Source organism: Salmonella sp. SJTUF14076 (genome assembly GCF_015534835.1).
Lineage (GTDB): Bacteria > Pseudomonadota > Gammaproteobacteria > Enterobacterales > Enterobacteriaceae > Salmonella > Salmonella enterica.
Genome location: NZ_CP064674.1, coordinates 918,670 through 935,949, shown reverse-complemented (window position 1 = coordinate 935,949; position 17,280 = coordinate 918,670). Strand labels below are relative to the sequence as shown.

Annotated in this window: 8 protein-coding genes and 2 tRNA genes; 3 read left to right on the top strand and 7 right to left on the bottom strand. The window is 54.2% G+C overall.

From position 1 onward, the window contains the following. Positions 1 to 40: 40 nt before the first annotated feature. Together tcdA and mltA are read right to left on the bottom strand one after the other, a co-directional pair. On the bottom strand, positions 41 to 847 hold the full coding sequence (gene tcdA / locus HU143_RS04600; protein WP_000117742.1) for a tRNA cyclic N6-threonylcarbamoyladenosine(37) synthase TcdA: 807 nt from the start codon (positions 845 to 847) through the stop codon (positions 41 to 43). A 109-nt stretch (positions 848 to 956) separates the two neighbouring features. After that, entirely contained in the window at positions 957 to 2,054 is a 1,098-nt protein-coding gene (gene mltA / locus HU143_RS04595; RefSeq protein WP_000678626.1) for a murein transglycosylase A, read from the bottom strand. Positions 2,055 to 2,261: 207 nt separating this feature from the next. On the opposite strand from mltA, the gene HU143_RS04590 reads away from it, so the two are divergent. Together HU143_RS04590 and HU143_RS04585 are read left to right on the top strand one after the other, a co-directional pair. Beyond that, a tRNA-Met gene (locus HU143_RS04590) sits at positions 2,262 to 2,338 on the top strand. Positions 2,339 to 2,367: 29 nt separating this feature from the next. Continuing rightward, a tRNA-Met gene (locus tag HU143_RS04585) sits at positions 2,368 to 2,444 on the top strand. Positions 2,445 to 2,553: 109 nt separating this feature from the next. Here the strand turns inward: HU143_RS04585 and amiC are convergent. After that, positions 2,554 to 3,807 (bottom strand): N-acetylmuramoyl-L-alanine amidase AmiC, encoded by a 1,254-nt coding sequence (amiC, locus tag HU143_RS04580; RefSeq protein ID WP_000011919.1) that lies wholly within the window; start codon positions 3,805 to 3,807, stop codon positions 2,554 to 2,556. Between the two features lie 232 nt (positions 3,808 to 4,039). On the opposite strand from amiC, the gene argA reads away from it, so the two are divergent. Then, the gene (gene argA / locus HU143_RS04575) at positions 4,040 to 5,371 is read left to right on the top strand and encodes an amino-acid N-acetyltransferase (protein WP_000588970.1); all 1,332 of its coding nucleotides are present in this window, start codon (positions 4,040 to 4,042) and stop codon (positions 5,369 to 5,371) included. A gap of 101 nt (positions 5,372 to 5,472) precedes the next feature. Here the strand turns inward: argA and recD are convergent, their stop codons facing one another. The 4 genes from recD to recC all read right to left on the bottom strand — a co-directional run bounded on the left by recD (position 5,473) and on the right by recC (position 17,280). Next, positions 5,473 to 7,308: an exodeoxyribonuclease V subunit alpha gene (gene recD, locus HU143_RS04570; RefSeq protein ID WP_023227742.1), complete on the bottom strand. Its 1,836-nt coding sequence runs from the start codon at positions 7,306 to 7,308 to the stop codon at positions 5,473 to 5,475. Next, the gene (gene recB / locus HU143_RS04565; protein WP_023227741.1) at positions 7,305 to 10,850 is read right to left on the bottom strand and encodes an exodeoxyribonuclease V subunit beta; all 3,546 of its coding nucleotides are present in this window, start codon (positions 10,848 to 10,850) and stop codon (positions 7,305 to 7,307) included. The genes recD and recB overlap by 4 nt, the downstream gene beginning before the upstream one ends. Beyond that, a complete protein-coding gene (gene ptrA, locus HU143_RS04560) occupies positions 10,843 to 13,731 on the bottom strand; it encodes a pitrilysin (protein WP_023227740.1) in 2,889 nt (962 codons plus the stop codon). Before ptrA ends, recB begins: the two co-directional genes overlap by 8 nt. Before the next feature lie 177 nt (positions 13,732 to 13,908). After that, on the bottom strand, positions 13,909 to 17,280 hold the full coding sequence (gene recC / locus HU143_RS04555) for an exodeoxyribonuclease V subunit gamma (RefSeq protein WP_023227739.1): 3,372 nt from the start codon (positions 17,278 to 17,280) through the stop codon (positions 13,909 to 13,911).

The following is a 17,280-nucleotide window of genomic DNA, read 5'->3' as shown; positions in this document are numbered from 1 at the left end:
GGGCCGGATACGCGTCTGCGTGACACTCCGCCCCGTCCTTTTATTCTTGTCGCGCCGCTTTAGCCATGATCTTCTTCAGCGCATGGGAAACGGCGACAAAACCGAACGTTGCTGTCACCATCGTCGCCGCGCCGAAGCCAGAGGCGCAATCCATCCGTTTTGGCCCTTCTGCGGTAGCTTTCATCGCGCATACGGAACCGTCCGCCTGTGGGTAAACCAGCGCTTCAGTGGAAAAAACACAGTCCACGCCCAGCTTACCTTTACTGTTCTTCACTACGCCAAAATTATGTTTCAATCTCTCGCGCAGTTTTGCCGCCAGCGGATCCTGTATGGTTTTCGCCAAATCAGCGACCTGGATTTGCGTCGGATCGATCTGCCCGCCCGCGCCGCCAGTGGTCACTAAAGGAACCTTATATCGGCGACAGTACGCAATCAGCGCGGCTTTTGGGCGAACGCTGTCAATGGCGTCAATGACATAGGTAAAACCCGCGTCCATATAACCCGCCACATTATCCGGCGTGATGAAATCATCGATAACGGTTACCCGGCACTCCGGGTTAATTTGACGAATCCGTTCGGCCATCACTTCCGCTTTCGCCAACCCGACATTATCACGCAACGCATGGATCTGGCGGTTCGTATTGGTCACGCAGACATCGTCCATATCAATCAGCGTAATCGCGCCGATGCCCGTACGCGCCAGCGCCTCTGCCGCCCATGATCCCACCCCGCCGATTCCCACGACGCAGATATGCGCCTCAGCAAACCGCTGCAGCGCTTTTTCACCGTACAGACGCGCGGTGCCGCCAAAGCGTTGGCGCCAGGCATCACTTATCACCACTGACATATGACCTCAGAATAAAAAAAGGTGAGGTTATTCCTCACCCCTGCTCACTATTTTCAGGCCCGATAGCGATCGCGTTATCGGGCAATCCGGTTGTCGCAGAATACCACAATCAGCCGCTAAACACGTTACCGGCGCCCGGCGCGCTTTTTAACACCCAGACGCGACCATAGTGATTATACCATCCGGCACGATGCCCGGCATCCGGGCCAATCCCCTGGTAAATATCAAAGTGCTGGCCTTTAATCGCTCCACCGACATCCAGCGCGACCATCAAACGTAGCTCATACTGACCGCTAAATTTACCGTTGTTATCCAGCAACGGTACTTCCGCCAACAAGGTCGTGCCAGGCGGAATGATGCTGCGGTCGGAGGCGACGGATGCTCGCCCAATCAGCGGTACGGCGCTGGCGCCTTTGACCGGCGCAAAAGATTGCGGCTTAAAGAAGACGAACGACGGGTTCTGCTCCAGTAATTCACGCACTTCCGCTTCGCTGTGCTTCTCTCCCCATTCGCGTATAGCCTGCATCGACATATCTTCTTTTTTCACTTCACCGCGATCGATAAGCACTTTACCAATACTGCGATAAGGCCAGCCGTTTTTACCGGCATAACTAAAGAAGTTCAGCGGACTACCATCACCAAAATCAATATAACCGCTGCCCTGGACATCCATAATAAAGTTATCCATCAGCGAATTACTCCAGGCCAGGATGTACTTATCGCTCAGCGCGCCTGCGTAGATCTGAGCGCGGGACGGTAAGCGTCCTCGTTTTGGCGGCATACTATAGATAGGATACTGGAACGCGCCCTGGCGCGTATGGCGAGCCTGAACGACGGGAGTATAGTAGCCCGTGAACTGGACGTTACCGTAGTTGTCGGTGCCTTCCATCTGCCAGGCATCAATACCAAACTGGCGCATAGTGCGCGTATCGCCTCCGGAACGTAACCAGTTCTGGACAGCGTTATAGACGTTGCTTTGATTGGTGTATAAACGCGGCGACGCGGAACGGATCTGGTTGACCTGCTCGGCAAAGTCTCCAGCATTAATCGGCGCGCCCACCGCGTCCGGCTGGTTTACCAGGGAGAAGGGCTGGGTAAATTTCCCGTCCTTATATTGCTGACCGCGATCGGTCGGTTTTGATGAACAGGCAGCCAGCATTGCCAGCATTACGCCTGTCGCCACATATTTTGCCCAACGTCCTTTCATGGTGTCTCGTCTTCTGCGTAATCGAAAGTGCCCGGTGAAGATAACAAACCGTCCGAAGTAATGAAATGCGATCGCGATCTCATTATGTAAATTCGTTTAAAAATCGCGCTATCTGCGGTGTATTTGCGCAATTCATGAGAAATTAGCGATTTATATGAAAAAAGGGTTGCAACAAAAGCTCAGCGGAGTATAGTGCGCATCCACGGACGCGGGGTGGAGCAGCCTGGTAGCTCGTCGGGCTCATAACCCGAAGGTCGTCGGTTCAAATCCGGCCCCCGCAACCAATTACAATGAGAATGCAAGTTTAGACGGACGCGGGGTGGAGCAGCTTGGTAGCTCGTCGGGCTCATAACCCGAAGGTCGTCGGTTCAAATCCGGCCCCCGCAACCAACTTAATGAACACCCTTACGGGTGTTTTTTTGTATCTGTCGTCTGGTCCGCAACGACAGTGCGGGCAGCATCCTACTTACCCGCGCAATAAACTCGCCGTCATCTCAGGTTAACTTCTTCTCGCCAGCGTCGCCCCATCGGCAAAATACGCTTTAATGCCCGCCAGAATCGACTCTGCGACCTGTTGCTGGAACGTCGCCGTCTTGAGCTTGCGTTCTTCTTCAATGTTACTGATAAACGCCGTCTCGACCAGAATAGACGGAATATCGGGCGCCTTTAACACCGCAAACCCCGCCTGCTCGACCTTGTTTTTATGCAGGTCATTAATTTTACCAAGCTGCTTCAACACCGCTTTACCGAATTTCAAACTATCGGCAATGGTCAGCGATTGCACCATATCGAACATCGTATGGTCGACATAACGGTCACCGCTTTTGCTCACGCCGCCAATTAAGTCCGAGGCGTTCTGCGTTTGCGCCAGATATTTCGCCGCAGTACTGGTGGCGCCTTTAGTCGATAGCGCGAATACGGATGAACCGCTAGGCTGCCGGCTGGTGAAGGCATCCGCATGAATAGAGACAAACAGGTCGGCGCGCTGTTTCTGCGCTTTCGCCACCCGGACTTTTAACGGAATGAAGATGTCTTCATTGCGCGTCATATAGACCTTCATGTTGCCTTCTTTTTCGATCAACGCGCGCAGGCGGCGGGCTATCTGGAGCACCACGTCTTTTTCACGTGTTTTGTATTTGCCTATCGCGCCGGGGTCTTCGCCGCCGTGTCCCGGATCAAGCATAATGACAATGGGACGATCGCGCCCCGCTTTACCGGGCTGCGGCCCGCTTTGCGAAGGCGGCACCTGTTTATCCAGATCGCCTTTATTGTAGTCTTCCAGCAGCGCCAGCAGCGGATCCTGCATATCCTGCGCATTGGCAGGATAAAGATCCATTACCAGTCGTTCTTTAAAGCCTGCTACAGGCGCCAGCGCAAATAGCTGCGGCTTCACGTTTTGTTTTAGCTCAAAGACCATACGCACAGTCTTAGGATCAAACTGCCCTACCCTTGCGGATTTGATATACGGATCGTCGCTGCGAATCTGCGCGCCAATGCCTTTAAGCACCGAGTTCAGATTCACATCCTCAATATCTACCACCACGCGGTCCGGGTTACTTAAGGCAAATTGTTTATATTTCAGCAGACGATTCGACTCTACCGTGACGCGGGTATAGCTGGACGCAGGCCAGATACGCACCGCAACGACCTGGCTTACGGCAGCCAGCCCGACCTGGCTCACGCTTAATAGCCACATGGCGCCCGCGCCTTGTAGTAAACGGCGACGGCTGATTGCTGAATTGGCTCCCGACATGCTTCTCCCGAGCAAAAACTAAATAGAGATCATACAAAGTTCATCCAAATTGACCGGAAACTTTAGCGAATGACGCATAATCTGTCATCTATAAAAGGGTAAACATTCTTTTTATATTCACGGCATTACTAAGAAAAGCGATCGGACCGCATAAAATTTACGCTTGCATAGAGGGCAAAAACAGAATAAAAATACACTAATTTCGAATAATAATTCACTAGTGGGGCGCGCAATGATAAAGGAACGTAAAACCGAACTGGTAGAAGGGTTTCGCCATTCAGTTCCCTATATCAATACCCATCGCGGAAAAACCTTTGTCATTATGCTCGGCGGCGAAGCCATTGAGCATGACAATTTTTCCAGCATCGTTAGCGATATCGGGCTACTGCATAGCCTCGGTATTCGCCTTGTCGTGGTGTATGGCGCGCGACCGCAAATCGACGCCAATCTGGCCGCGCATCATCATGAACCGATTTACCACAAAAACACACGGGTGACGGACGCCAAAACACTGGAGCTGGTGAAACAGGCCGCCGGTTTACTCCAGCTTGATATTACCGCCCGTCTGTCGATGAGTCTGAACAATACGCCGTTGCAGGGCGCGCACATTAATGTCGTCAGTGGCAATTTCACCATTGCGCAGCCGCTGGGCGTTGATGATGGCGTGGACTACTGTCATAGCGGCCGTATCCGGCGCATTGATGAAGATGCGATCAACCGCCAGTTGGATAACGGCGCGATCGTTCTGATGGGGCCGGTCGCCGTCTCAGTGACCGGCGAAAGTTTTAATCTGACCTCAGAAGAGATTGCCACTCAACTCGCCGTTAAACTGAAAGCGGAAAAAATGATCGGTTTCTGTTCTTCTCAGGGCGTTACCAATAGCGAGGGCGGCATCATTTCTGAACTCTTCCCGAATGAAGCACAGGCGCGGGTGGAAGAGTTGGAAGCGCAGGGCGATTACAACTCCGGAACCGTACGTTTTTTGCGCGGCGCGGTAAAAGCCTGTCGTAGCGGCGTTCGTCGTTGCCATCTGATCAGCTATCAGGAAGATGGCTCGCTATTACAGGAATTGTTCTCGCGTGACGGTATCGGTACGCAGATCGTCATGGAGAGCGCCGAGCAGATCCGCCGCGCCACCATCAACGATATTGGCGGTATTCTGGAGCTTATCCGCCCACTGGAACAGCAGGGCATTCTGGTACGCCGTTCCCGTGAACAACTGGAGATGGAGATCGATAAATTTACCATTATTCAGCGCGATAATATGACTATCGCCTGCGCGGCGCTGTATCCTTTTGTGGAAGAGAAAATAGGCGAAATGGCCTGCGTAGCGGTACATCCGGATTATCGCAGCTCATCGCGTGGAGAAGTGCTTCTGGAGCGGGTTGCCGCCCAGGCGCGGCAAATGGGGCTGCGTAAATTGTTTGTGCTGACGACGCGCAGTATTCACTGGTTCCAGGAGCGCGGTTTCACGCCTGTCGATATTGAGTTACTGCCTGAGAGCAAGAAAAAAATGTATAACTATCAGCGACGTTCAAAGGTGCTGATGGCGGATTTAGGGTAACGAGGGGGCCTGATGGCGCTGCGCTTATCAGGCCTACGCTCGAAAGCATCATTTGGAGGCCGGATAAGACGCTACGCGTCGCCATCCGGCGAGAACTCGTCTTATCCGGTACGACTGACTTCATCAAATAAGGTGGCTAATCCGCTGCGCCGCTCCGTGCGCGTCACAATCGCGCCTGCCAGGATCCGTTCATCGGCATACAGCGATAACCGCCGCCGCGCCCGCGTAACAGCGGTATACACCAGCTCCCGCGTCACGACCGGCGAACGCTGGCTGGGTAAAATCAGCGCGGCGTGATCAAATTCAGACCCCTGAGATTTATGTACCGTCATCGCCCAGGTTGTATCATGTTCCGGCAGACGGCTGGGCTGAACGGACTTGATCGTGCCGTCCGGCATCACAAACCAGACGCGTAACCCCTGCCCGCGATCGAGCGCAATACCAATATCGCCGTTAAATAGCCCCAACGCGCTATCGTTGCGCGCAATCATTACCGGACGCCCTTCATACCAGCGAGAATGCGGGTGCCGCTGAATTTTTCGTTGCTGCACCATCGCCTGCTCAATGCGGTCATTCAGTCCCCTCACGCCAAATGGGCCTTCACGCAGCGCGCAAAGCAGTTGATACTCATTGAAAGCCTGAAGGATTGCCTCCGGCGTCGCTTTCTCATGCAGCAACCGCAGGTAGCGACCATAGCCCGCCAGCGCTTCATCCAGCATCCCGGCATAATCGTCGCTGCTTTGCAATGTACGCTTCTCTATATCGCTAAACCCCTGCTGAAAAACAGCCTGGATTGCCGACCTGTCGCCGCAGTTAATCGCCGCCGCCAGCTTGCCGATGCCAGAATCGCTGCCGAAACGGTAGCTCTTTTGCAATAAACAGAGGCTATCGCGTAAAGACGCGGCTTGCGTTCCGGCCCCCGCCGGAATGGCGTTCCCTGTGAGTCGGCTTAGCTGTCGGGCGCGTTCCGCCGTAAACCCTGCGTTGACATAGGCGCAAATATCGCCCAACACAGCGCCCGCCTCAACGGATGCCAACTGATCGCGATCGCCAAGAAAAATGACCCGCCCGTGCGGCGGCAGAGCGTCAATCAAACGTGACATCATCGGCAAATCAATCATTGATGCTTCATCGACCACCAGCACGTCCAGATGCAGCGGGTTGCCCGCATGATGGCGTAATCGCTGGCTGCCGGGCTGTGCGCCCAGCAGTCGGTGCAGCGTACTGGCGTCCTCCGGTATACGCTTTTTCTGCGCATCGGTAAGAGGAAGCTGACGCAACGCCGCGCCGAGCGACTCCGTCAGGCGTGCGGCCGCTTTCCCGGTCGGCGCCGCCAGCCGGATACGGCAACGTTCGCCATCCGCCATTTGAATTAATGCCGCCAGCAACTTCGCGACGGTGGTGGTTTTACCGGTGCCGGGACCGCCTGAAATCACGGAGATACGGCGAGTTAGCGCTACGGCGGCGGCCACCTTTTGCCAGTTCACCTCGTCTGTCGGAGGGAATAGCGCGTCCAGAATACGGGATAACTGATCTTCATCTACGGCGATGGCCTGGTTAACCTCGTTAAAAAAGCGCGCAACCGTACGTTCGTTGCACCACATGCGATTCAGGTAGAGACGCTCGCCGCACAGAATTAACGGCGCGGGGCTATCGCCGCAGCTAACCGCCGCAGACGCCAGTAACCGCTTTTTCCAGTCGATTGGCGTAGCCGTTTCGCTTATCCAGGCGACCAGTAAGGGATGCGCCTCCTCCGTTAACGTTAAACGCGACAACGGCAGACACACGTGACCTTCACCTGCGTCATGACTAAGCAGCGCTGCCGCCAGCGTCACGGCGGGATCGTCGTTACCGGCGACGGTTAAAGCAAACTGGGCATCAATGGGCCGTAAGAGTTTTTGTTCAACGGCCTCCAGCAACCGCTCCTGGATTGTCATTGCGCCTCCTCACTCATTTCACCTGCAAACATATCATCCAGTTGGTTAATTAACGCCGCCGCAGGGCGAGTGGTAAAAATACCCTGCTGCGGACGTTCGCTATCCACCCCGCGTAAAAAGAGATAGATGACGCCGCCGAAATGGCGTTCATAGTCGTAATTCGCCATTCGATGACGAAGGTAACGATGCAATGCCAGCGTATAAAGCTGGTACTGCAAATCATAGCGATGCGCCTGCATCGCCGCAGCCATCGCCGTCTGGGTATAAGCGGCGCTATCCTCGCCCAGCCAGTTAGATTTATAGTCGAGCAGGTAATAGCGCCCCTCATAACGGAACACCAGGTCGATAAAGCCCTTTAACATGCCGCGAACCTGCATGAAATCCAGCGCAGGGCAACCTGCTGAAAGCGGGTCGTATCGACGAATCAACGCATCTAACTCTCCGGCGGTAAGCGGCTGGGCAATCGGCAGATAAAACTCCATTTCAACCTGTTTTTCACGCTCGGTCAGCACGCTCAGACTAACGCCCGTCTCGTTAAGGGGAACGTGCAACACGGTGTCCAGCCAGCGGGTAAGTACGGGCTCCCATCGCGTTTCAAAACCACTCAGCTCCAGTTTTTCCTGTACCCATTGGGGGTCTATCGGTTGAGTAAAATCAAGCTCTTCAAACAGGCTGTGCAAAAATGTTCCCGGCGATGCCCCGCGAGGAAAGTGATGCGGCGTCATTGCCGGCGCTTCCGCCGCTTCGCCAACGCCTGCGGCGTCAATGTCGAGACGAGGAATAAGATCTTGCGCCACGCTATGTCCCCGCTGCTGCAAACCGGAATAACTGGTGACGCGCCAGCTATCATAAAGCAGGCGTTGCAGCGTTCTGGCGCTGAGTTCCGCGTGCGATGCAGCGGCAATTTGCCAGCGGTCGTTATCCGTACTGCCTGGCGTTCGACACACGATATCCTCGTCGCATAGCGCCTCAATACAGGCGCGAAGGCCTGCGGCATCCATCGGTTCGCCTTTTTGCAGGAGTCGCCCAAGCGCACTTTGGTGCACATCCGTCTCGCCTTTCTTATCGCTACGACGCCGCACCAGCGGCGCGACGCCGAGGCTGCAATGCCACACTGCACGGGTCAGCGCGACATAAAGTAGGCGCAGGTCTTCCGCCAGGCGTTCGGCTTCCGCCAGTGCTATGCTCTCTTCGGCGTGACTAAGGTCCAGCACCGCCTCGTAGGAGTGCCTGTCGTGATAAAAAGCCTGGTCCTGCACGCGGAAATGGGTGATAAAAGGTAGCCAGACCAGCGGGTATTCCAGACCTTTCGATTTATGAATGGTGACGATTTGCACCAGATGCTTATCGCTTTCCAGACGTAGTTGCTGGCTGGAAGCATTGCTATCGGGTTCAAGGATATGTTGCGCCAGCCAACGCACCAGCGCATGTTCGCTTTCCAGCTGCGAACCGGCTTCCTGTAACAGTTCGCTAATATGCAGAATATCCGTCAGCCGACGTTCGCCTCCCGCCGTCGCCAGCAGGTTTTCAGCAATATTGCGCGCCGACATTAGCGCGCGCAGCATCGGCATCACGCCGCGTTTATGCCAAATCTGTCGGTAGCCATCAAACTCTTCGACAACCGCATCCCACGCATTTTCATCATTGTTAAGCGTTTCGATATCCAGCGCGGTAAGGCCCATCATTGATGTCGCCAGAGCGCTACGCAGCGTATTCTCACGTTCGGGCGCCATCACCGCCTGCAACACCCACAGCATCTCCTGCGCTTCGAGCGTTTCGAATACGCTGTCGCGGTTTGAAAGATAGACGGAGGGGATCGCCAGTAAGGTCAGCGCATCCCGTATCAGCGCGGCTTCCCGCCTGCTGCGCACCAGCACGCTGATATCCGAGGCGCGAACGGGCCGCGACGAATCGCCGTTCGTCAGCAGCGCGTCGCCCGTTTGTCCGGCGCGCAGCCAGTCGCGAATTTGCGTGGCGCACACCTGCGCCATATAACTTTGATAATCGCCCGAACCGCAGCTTTCCCCCTCCATTAGCCACAGGGTCATCGCCGGTTGAGGCGCGTCATTCACTTTAAATTGCAGCGACTGGTTTCTGGGCGCAAACTTTACCGGACTGAAGGGAATATCGCGGAACATAAAGGCGTCGTTCATCTGACTGAACAGCTTGTTAACGCTATTCACCATCCCCGGCGCGGAGCGCCAGTTAGTGTCAAGCGTATAGTGCGCGCTCACTTCGCTGCGAGCCTTCATGTAGGTAAAGATATCCGCGCCACGAAACGCATAAATCGCCTGTTTAGGATCGCCAATCAGCAATAGCGCCGTATCGGGTTGATGTCGCCAGATACGGCGAAAAATACGGTACTGTTGTGGGTCGGTATCCTGAAATTCATCGATCATCGCCACCGGAAAACGGGTACGAATCGCCGCAGCCAGCGCCTCGCCGCTTTCACTACGCAGCGCGGTATCTAAACGGCTGAGCATATCGTCAAACCCCAGCTCGCCGCGCCGGCGTTTTTCCTGAGCCACCGTTTCACGGATCTCTGAGAGCGCTCGGGTAAGAACCAGATCTTTAATCGATAGCGGTTCGCCCAACAGGTTATCAATGGCGACAAACAATGGGTGCTGGGGCGTCACGCCGCCAGCTTTGGTGCGCTCAGCTAAAAAACGCTGTGAAAATTTTCCCAACGCCTCGGGTAATTGATAATTTTTCGTCTCTTCTTGCGCCCACGAGGTGATCTTTTCGATCCATTTCGCCTGATTGCCGCGGTTGAATTTTCTGCGATCGATGCCGGATGATTCGATCAGCGCGTCCAGCTCGCTAACCGCCTCACACCACTGCTGCTTCACCTGGTTGATACGCGCCAGGATCTGTTCATGACGCGATGCCAGCGTCTCCTCCTGCGATGGCGGCGCTTTAATGACCGGCGCTTCGCCCTGCAGATAACGATCGATATCCTTTAAGAGCGCCTTCGGTCCCTTCCACACGTCAAACACCACCTGCGCGATGTCGCGCGGCAGCGGATAGCAATGACGCCGCCAGAAATCGGCGCAGGCCTGATAACGCAACAAAGATTCGTCTTCAATAAGCTGTTGCTCAAACAACATACCGGATTCGAAAGCGTTCAGGCTGAGCATACGCTGGCAAAAACCGTGGATGGTAAAAACCGCGGCCTCGTCCATTTGTCGTTCCGCCAGTAATAACCACTGCGCGGCCTGCTTTTTGTCGCTAATTTCTTCCAGCAAGCGGGCATACAGCGGATTATCCGTGCTTTCCCGCAGACAGGCGATGCGCAACTCATGGATATTACTGCGGATTCGCCCACGCAGCTCTTCAGTGGCGGCCTCCGTAAAGGTTACCACCAGCAGTTCTTCAACGGTCAACGGACGGGGAAATGCGGCACTGCCGCCTAAACCGAGCAGTAGCCGCAGATACAGCGCCGCGATAGTAAACGTTTTGCCTGTGCCCGCTGATGCTTCAATCAAACGCTCGCCTGTAAGGGGCAAGCGCAGAGGATCAAGAGTCTCGGCGACATCATTCATTCTTTTCGCTCATTAGAGGTAACGTTTGCTGCAAAGCGCTGACGTTATCCCACACTTTCCAGCCTGTCGGATGCACGTATTCTGCTTTTCCATTCTGGCTACCGGCAATCTGTGACAATATTGCCATACCTTGTGGTTCCACCACCGCCTGGTGGAAGAAGTCGGCAAGCTTTTGTGGCGTCAGCAATTTTATCTGAGCGATGATTTTATCACGCGAGTCAAAGCGCATATTACCCCGATCGAAATCCTTGCTTAAACGGGATGCTTCTTCGCCCAACGTTTGCGGCGCCTGGCGCATTTGCGTAATGATCGCCTGCTGAATTTGGGCGAACTCTTCCGGCTTCATCGCCCTCAGCTTCGCCTCGGCGTCAGGGAAAAATGCCTGATAGCGTTGCCACAGGTAAGAGGGCTGTTTATCGTTGCTCTGTAGCAGGAATCCCATTCCCCACTGACGGCCAACGCTCATCGGAAAGGCGAAAACAGAGTATCCCAGTTGCTCTTCGGTTCGTAGCTGATTGTAAAACCACGGTTGAACAATCTGACCTAACATCGCGCTGTAGGCGGCGCTGACGTACTCGTCGTAGCCGACCGGGACAAAGACCGCTGCTAACGCGGAGTCGGTGCTACTGCCCGCTTTTTCAAATATTACGGACTGCTTTTTCTCAACCACCACGTCTTTATTGCGACACCACGCCGATCCGTTCGCCGCGAGCTGTTTTTGAACATCTTGCGCCAGCGAGGTCGCCTGGGCTTCGCTCATATTTCCTATAACCAGAAATTCCGGACGAGCGCCCGTTTTTAACGCATTACGATAGGCCATCACCTCTTTCAACGTAATGGACGGCAGCAAAGCGCGACGTTCATCACGGGAAAAATAAGGCACCTGCGAAATCATCTGCACCGGCATAATCGCCTGTTCGTAGGCTTTTCCCTTCTCCGCAGAATCCATCATCTGCGTATACCAGGATTTCGCCTGCGCCAGCTGTTCTTCCGTGGCGTCGTAGCTAAAATATCCTTCCAGCAGCGCCAGGAAAAGCTGCGGCAAACGCTGGGTATAACCGTTCGCAGTGACCATCAGACCATTGTTGGCGTTAGTGGAAAAGCTAATGCCGCCCACTGCCGCCTGGTTGCTGAGCTGATCGAGCGCCATTCCCGCCAGATAATCATTAAGGGCGAACAGTACCTGATTGCGGGCGCTGTCCATCGCCTGCGGATTACGCAATACCACGCTCACGTCAGCTTTTGGCTCGCTGGCGAAATAACGACTCGGCGCATAAACCACGCGCAAATCCGCTTTATCGACAATCAGTTCTGGCCGCACGTAGTTTTTGTCATTCTTAACAAGCGTAAAATCATCAGGAATATAGGGGTTTAACTCCGGTAGCGACAACGCAATGCCCTGTGCTTTTTGCTGCCAGTTTTTAAACGTCTGTTCGCTAATCTTATCGACCTGATAAGGCGCATCCACAAAATACGCAATCTTATTATGGGGTTCCTGGGGACTGATGTACCAGATGCGCGCATTCTGCGGCGTCATCATCGCCAGGCGATTTTTGATAGCGGCAGGATCGTAACGATCGGCGATATTCGCCGCATCCAGCGTATGCGCTACCGGGACGCGGATCATAGTGTCCGCCAGCCATTCGACATAGTCCATATCGCGGGTAATCGACGGATAGCGGAAGTCGAGATCCAGCACATGCGCCAGCTCGTCAAAGTAACGTTTATCTATCCCTTTTTCACGTAACGTATTGAGATAGCTAAAGATAGCTGCGACGACTTCATCACGATTGGCCAAACCTTTATCGGTCAGCGTTGCCGAAATGGCAAATACGCCGCTGTTACCATTAACAATCGGATCGGAATCCGCGCTAATACCTTCGACCAGTCCTTGTTTTTGCAGCCAGTCAGAGAGCGTCCCCGGGCTACGATTGCCAATCAGATAAGAGACCAGTTCATCGGTCTTGCTACGGAACTGCGCGCTATTGTTATCAATACGAAACTCCACGCGTAGCACTTTACGCGGTAGCGCCGGCACGTAATGAATAATGATGCCCTTCTGCGCCTCGGTGATGACAGGTACGTTAATTTCCGGTTTTTTAATCTGTTTATTCGGCACGCGACCATAGGTTGCGGCGGCAATACGCGCCAGCTCCGGCAAGGGTTTATTACTGTAAATCACCGCCTTCATCAGATTAGATGAATAGTATTTTTCATGAAAAGCGATCAACGCCTGTTGCACCGGATTGCCCGGCTTATCGCTTAGCGTTTCCAGATTGCCGCCAGAAAAGTGCGAGCCTGGATGCGCCGGGTTAATGGTTTCGGCGCTTACCTGCGCCATACGCATACCGTCGCGGGTGCGCGCCATCGTCAGCTCGGCATTCACCGCGTTTCGTTCGCGTTCGGCATACTTTTTATTGAGCAATGGCGCGGCAATGGCGTCGGCCAAGCGATCTACGGCACCTGGAAGCGCGTCGTTTTCAACCTCCAGGTAGAAGGCTGTTCGATAAGGCGCGGTGCTGGCGTTGTGGCTACCGCCATGTCTTTTAAGGTATTCGGCAAGGCTATCCGCCTGCGGATATTTTTTTGACCCCATCAGGCACATATGCTCAAGATAATGAGCAAGCCCCTGATGAGCCTCAGGATCTTCAAGCGATCCAACGGGCACCACTAACGCAGAAAGCGACTTTACAGCCTGCGGATCGGATACCAGCAACACCACCATGTCATTATCAAGACGTATCGCCTGATACTGCCGGGTATCTTTATCGCTTTTACGGATAGTTTCTTGCAGCGGTTGCCAACCGATATCCGCCTGAACTGCAGGCCCCCAGAGGGCGACCAATAACAATAACGCTTTGAACCAGGTGCTGCGGGGCATTCACGGACCTCATCATTAACTTTCATTCCCACTCATCTGTATGGCCACGTAAACCATCGACCTGAGCAGAACGGGATATTATTGTGCTGAACCAGGCAGCATCTTTTTATCAGTAATCAGTCCGTGACGAAGAGCGCATCATAGTCGAAGCCTTTTAATTGCGCGATTTTCATACAATCAACGAGACTGATTAAAACGAAACAGCGGTAACAGGTAATGCCGGGACTGCGCAATGATAGCCTGCAACGTTTCCGATTCCAGCTGACGCCAAAGACGTTGATACCAGATATCTTCGCCTTCGCCGCTCACCATCATGTTGCCTTCATAAGCCTGTAAAAACTTTGTCCTGGCCTTCTGTAAGGTATCATCGTCGTCTAACATGACATCATTTTCAGCGTCATAACAGGCTTTTATCCATGCGCCGCCGCTTTCCGGCAGTACCAATAGCGGAGAAGACATGCCTTCCCGGTAGCCTTCAATCAGTTGCGCCAGGTAAGCCATTGCCTGCGTTTTATCAAGAGGCGGAAATCGCCATTCTCCCTCTTTGCGCAAAAACAGGCGACTTTCGCCACTACCGCCGCTGGCACAATAGACAAGGTGTTCCAGCCAAAGTTGCACACCTTGCGCCACGCTGATTAAAGCGGGACGCCAGCGCAATAATCCATCCTCCTGTACCTGCGGTAGCCAGCCGGTTAGCTGAACGCCATTGCAAAGCAGATCCACTTCCAGGCTTTGGCTCGGCTTACGGCAGGCGATGACCCGGCTTGCCAGTTGCTGCATCTCCTGACATTGCGCATCCCAGAATATTTCGCCAAACGCGCCGTAAGGCAACTCTCCCGCAGCCCGGAAACGGCGGAACAAGCGTTCGGCGTCGTCCTCTTCAACCAGCGTATTGAGCAACTGTTGGTTAAGTTGATATCGCGTCAATCCCTCTAATTCAAACGGTTCCGCATCAGGAATCTCACTCTCTTCCGAGCGGAAATTAACCTGCAGCCGCATCTGAAAAAATGCGCGTACCGGATGGGCCCAAAAACGCTGCAGACTTTCCAGAGTCAATGTTTCCGGCATCGTAAAAGGAAGCGGCTGCACAAAGTCAGAATGCGCTTTTCCCGACTGACTCGCCGCGGGCAACCACTCTCTGGCATAACTTTGCTGTTCGCCGGGTTGGTAATTTTGCGCATCAAAAGGCATACGGGTATGCAGACGCGTAATATGCGCTTTGACTCGTGCTTCGCTCTCATCACAGGTCAGCGTTTCGTCGCCCGGCAAATAGTGGCTTTGTCCGATGTAATCCACCAATTCTTGCACCAGTACAGAGGGAAAGCGTTCGCTATTATCCTGGATGGAGCGACCGATGTAGCTGATATACAGCGTCTGCTGCGCCGAGATTAACGCTTCCAGAAACAGGTAGCGGTCATCGTCGCGACGGCTTCGATCCCCGCGCATGGGTTTTTGGCTCATCAGGTCAAAGCCCAACGGCGCAAGCTGGCGCGGGTATACGCCGTCGTTCATTCCCAGCAGGCAAACGACTCTGAACGGAATGGAACGCATCGGCATCAGCGTACAAATATTGATGGGGCCCGCCAGGAAGCGCTGGCTAATACGTTCCTGATCCAGACGCTGCGCCAGCTCATCCCGCAGTAGCGAAATCGGTACCGCGTCGCCATATTCCGCCGCGACGCCTTCGGCGATAATGGCCTGCCACTGCTGTTCAATCAATGTCATTGCCGCTTCCGTGTCCGCATCGGGCAGGAAGAAATCATTGAGCATATCGCGACAAACGGGCAACCACTCTTCCAGCGGTCGCTCCTGCGCCAGACCGCGCCGCCAGATATTAAGCTGCATCAGCAGCGAAGCCAGATGCCCGACCAGCTCAGCAATCAGACCGCTGGATTCGTCATAAGGCAGAACCGACTGCCACTCGCCCTGGGCGCTTTCCATCGCATACCCCAGCAGCATACGCGTCAGGCCAAATTGCCATGTATGCTGCCCCGTGGCAGGAAGTTCCAGCTCGCGCACGTTGTCATCGTCAATCCCCCAGCGAATGCCTGACTCATTGACCCACAAGCGCAAATAACGCAGCCCTTCTTCGTTGATCGTAAAGCGGGCAGCCAATACCGGTACGTCTAACAACGCCAGAACATCCTCGGAGACAAAGCGGCTGTCCGGTAACGAAAGTAGGCTGATAAATGCCTGTAACACCGGATGTGACTGACGCGCCCGCCGATCGGAAATGGAATAAGGCAGATAGCGCTCCGTTGGCGCGCTACCAAATACCGCCTGGATAAACGGGCTATAGCTGTCAATATCAGCCACCATAACGATAATGTCGCGCGGCGTTAGCGTCGGATCGGCTTCCAGCATCGCCAGCAGGCGATCGTGCAGTATCTCCACCTCGCGCTGCGGGCTGTGACAAACGTGAAAAGAGAGGCTGTTATCCTCGGGATCGAGCAGACGCTTATTGTCGCTGCGCGAATACTCCTCAATATTTACGCCCGCCACCGCATGGCTTTCCAGTTCAAGGATATCCGCCTGAATCCGATGCAAAAGATTATCTGGCGTAATATCAACAAACGCATCCAGCTCCTGGCTGTTTTCCAGTTCAGATAGCAGGTAGATATAATCCCGCCCCAGTTTTCCCCATGAGGCCAGTAGCGGATTACCGATATCCTGTTCACCGTCGCTGTTAAATAAGGCTTCCGGATTCTGGTTTTCACGGAACAACGGTAAATGACGGTCTTCAAAACTGTGACGACGCTGGCGAGCCATGAGTTTTGCCAGCCAGGCTGGGTCCTTAATGTCCCCCCAGTAATACCGGCACGGATTAGTAAAAAGGAGATGGATTTCAATATGTTTACCCAGCGCCTGCAATGCGCTGAGATACACTGGCGGTAACGCGGAAATGCCGCAAATAAAAACGCGGGACGGCAACCCTGGCGGGCAGGCGGTCGCGCGCTCCAGCGTCTGAATAAAGCGTTGGTAGAGATTGGCGCGATGCCAACGCGGCTGCCCCAGCGCGGCGGTATATTCCACCAATGCTTTCCACAACGGCGCCTGCCAGTTTTGCGCCTCCCCCAGACCTTCCACGGTTTTTCCCGCTTCCCACTGCGTAAGCCAGTCAGGCCGATAAACCAGATACTGATCGAACAGGTCGGCGGCGCGCGCGGAAAGCTGAAAGAGTTTGCGTTTATCGGTGTCGTCGGTCAGATAATGGCGCAGCAGTACAAACTCATCCTTATCCAGCAACTGCGGCAGCAAGGTCATCAGTTTCCAGCTCATGCTTTGTTTGCTGAAAGCGCTTTCTTTGGGGATATCAGGCAATACGCGGACAAACATCTCCCAGATAAAACTCGCCGGTAACGGAAAAGCGATATTCGCCGCAATACCAAACTTTTGTGAAAGGGTCATCTGCAGCCACTGCGCCATACCCGTGCTTTGTACCAGAATCATTTCTGGTTCAAAGGGATCATCCAGCCGCTCGCGTTCGACGATGAATTCCATCAACGCTTCCAGCACATCCAGACGATTGGAGTGGTAGACCCTTAACAT

Bases quoted from the DNA above. Each gene is read 5' to 3' on its own strand.
- tcdA (WP_000117742.1), bottom strand. From the start codon at position 847: ATGTCAGTGGTGATAAGTGATGCCTGGCGCCAACGCTTTGGCGGCACC.
- mltA (WP_000678626.1), bottom strand. From the start codon at position 2,054: ATGAAAGGACGTTGGGCAAAATATGTGGCGACAGGCGTAATGCTGGCA.
- amiC (WP_000011919.1), bottom strand. From the start codon at position 3,807: ATGTCGGGAGCCAATTCAGCAATCAGCCGTCGCCGTTTACTACAAGGC.
- argA (WP_000588970.1), top strand. From the start codon at position 4,040: ATGATAAAGGAACGTAAAACCGAACTGGTAGAAGGGTTTCGCCATTCA.
- recD (WP_023227742.1), bottom strand. From the start codon at position 7,308: ATGACAATCCAGGAGCGGTTGCTGGAGGCCGTTGAACAAAAACTCTTA.
- recB (WP_023227741.1), bottom strand. From the start codon at position 10,850: ATGAATGATGTCGCCGAGACTCTTGATCCTCTGCGCTTGCCCCTTACA.
- ptrA (WP_023227740.1), bottom strand. From the start codon at position 13,731: ATGCCCCGCAGCACCTGGTTCAAAGCGTTATTGTTATTGGTCGCCCTC.
- recC (WP_023227739.1), bottom strand. From the start codon at position 17,280: ATGTTAAGGGTCTACCACTCCAATCGTCTGGATGTGCTGGAAGCGTTG.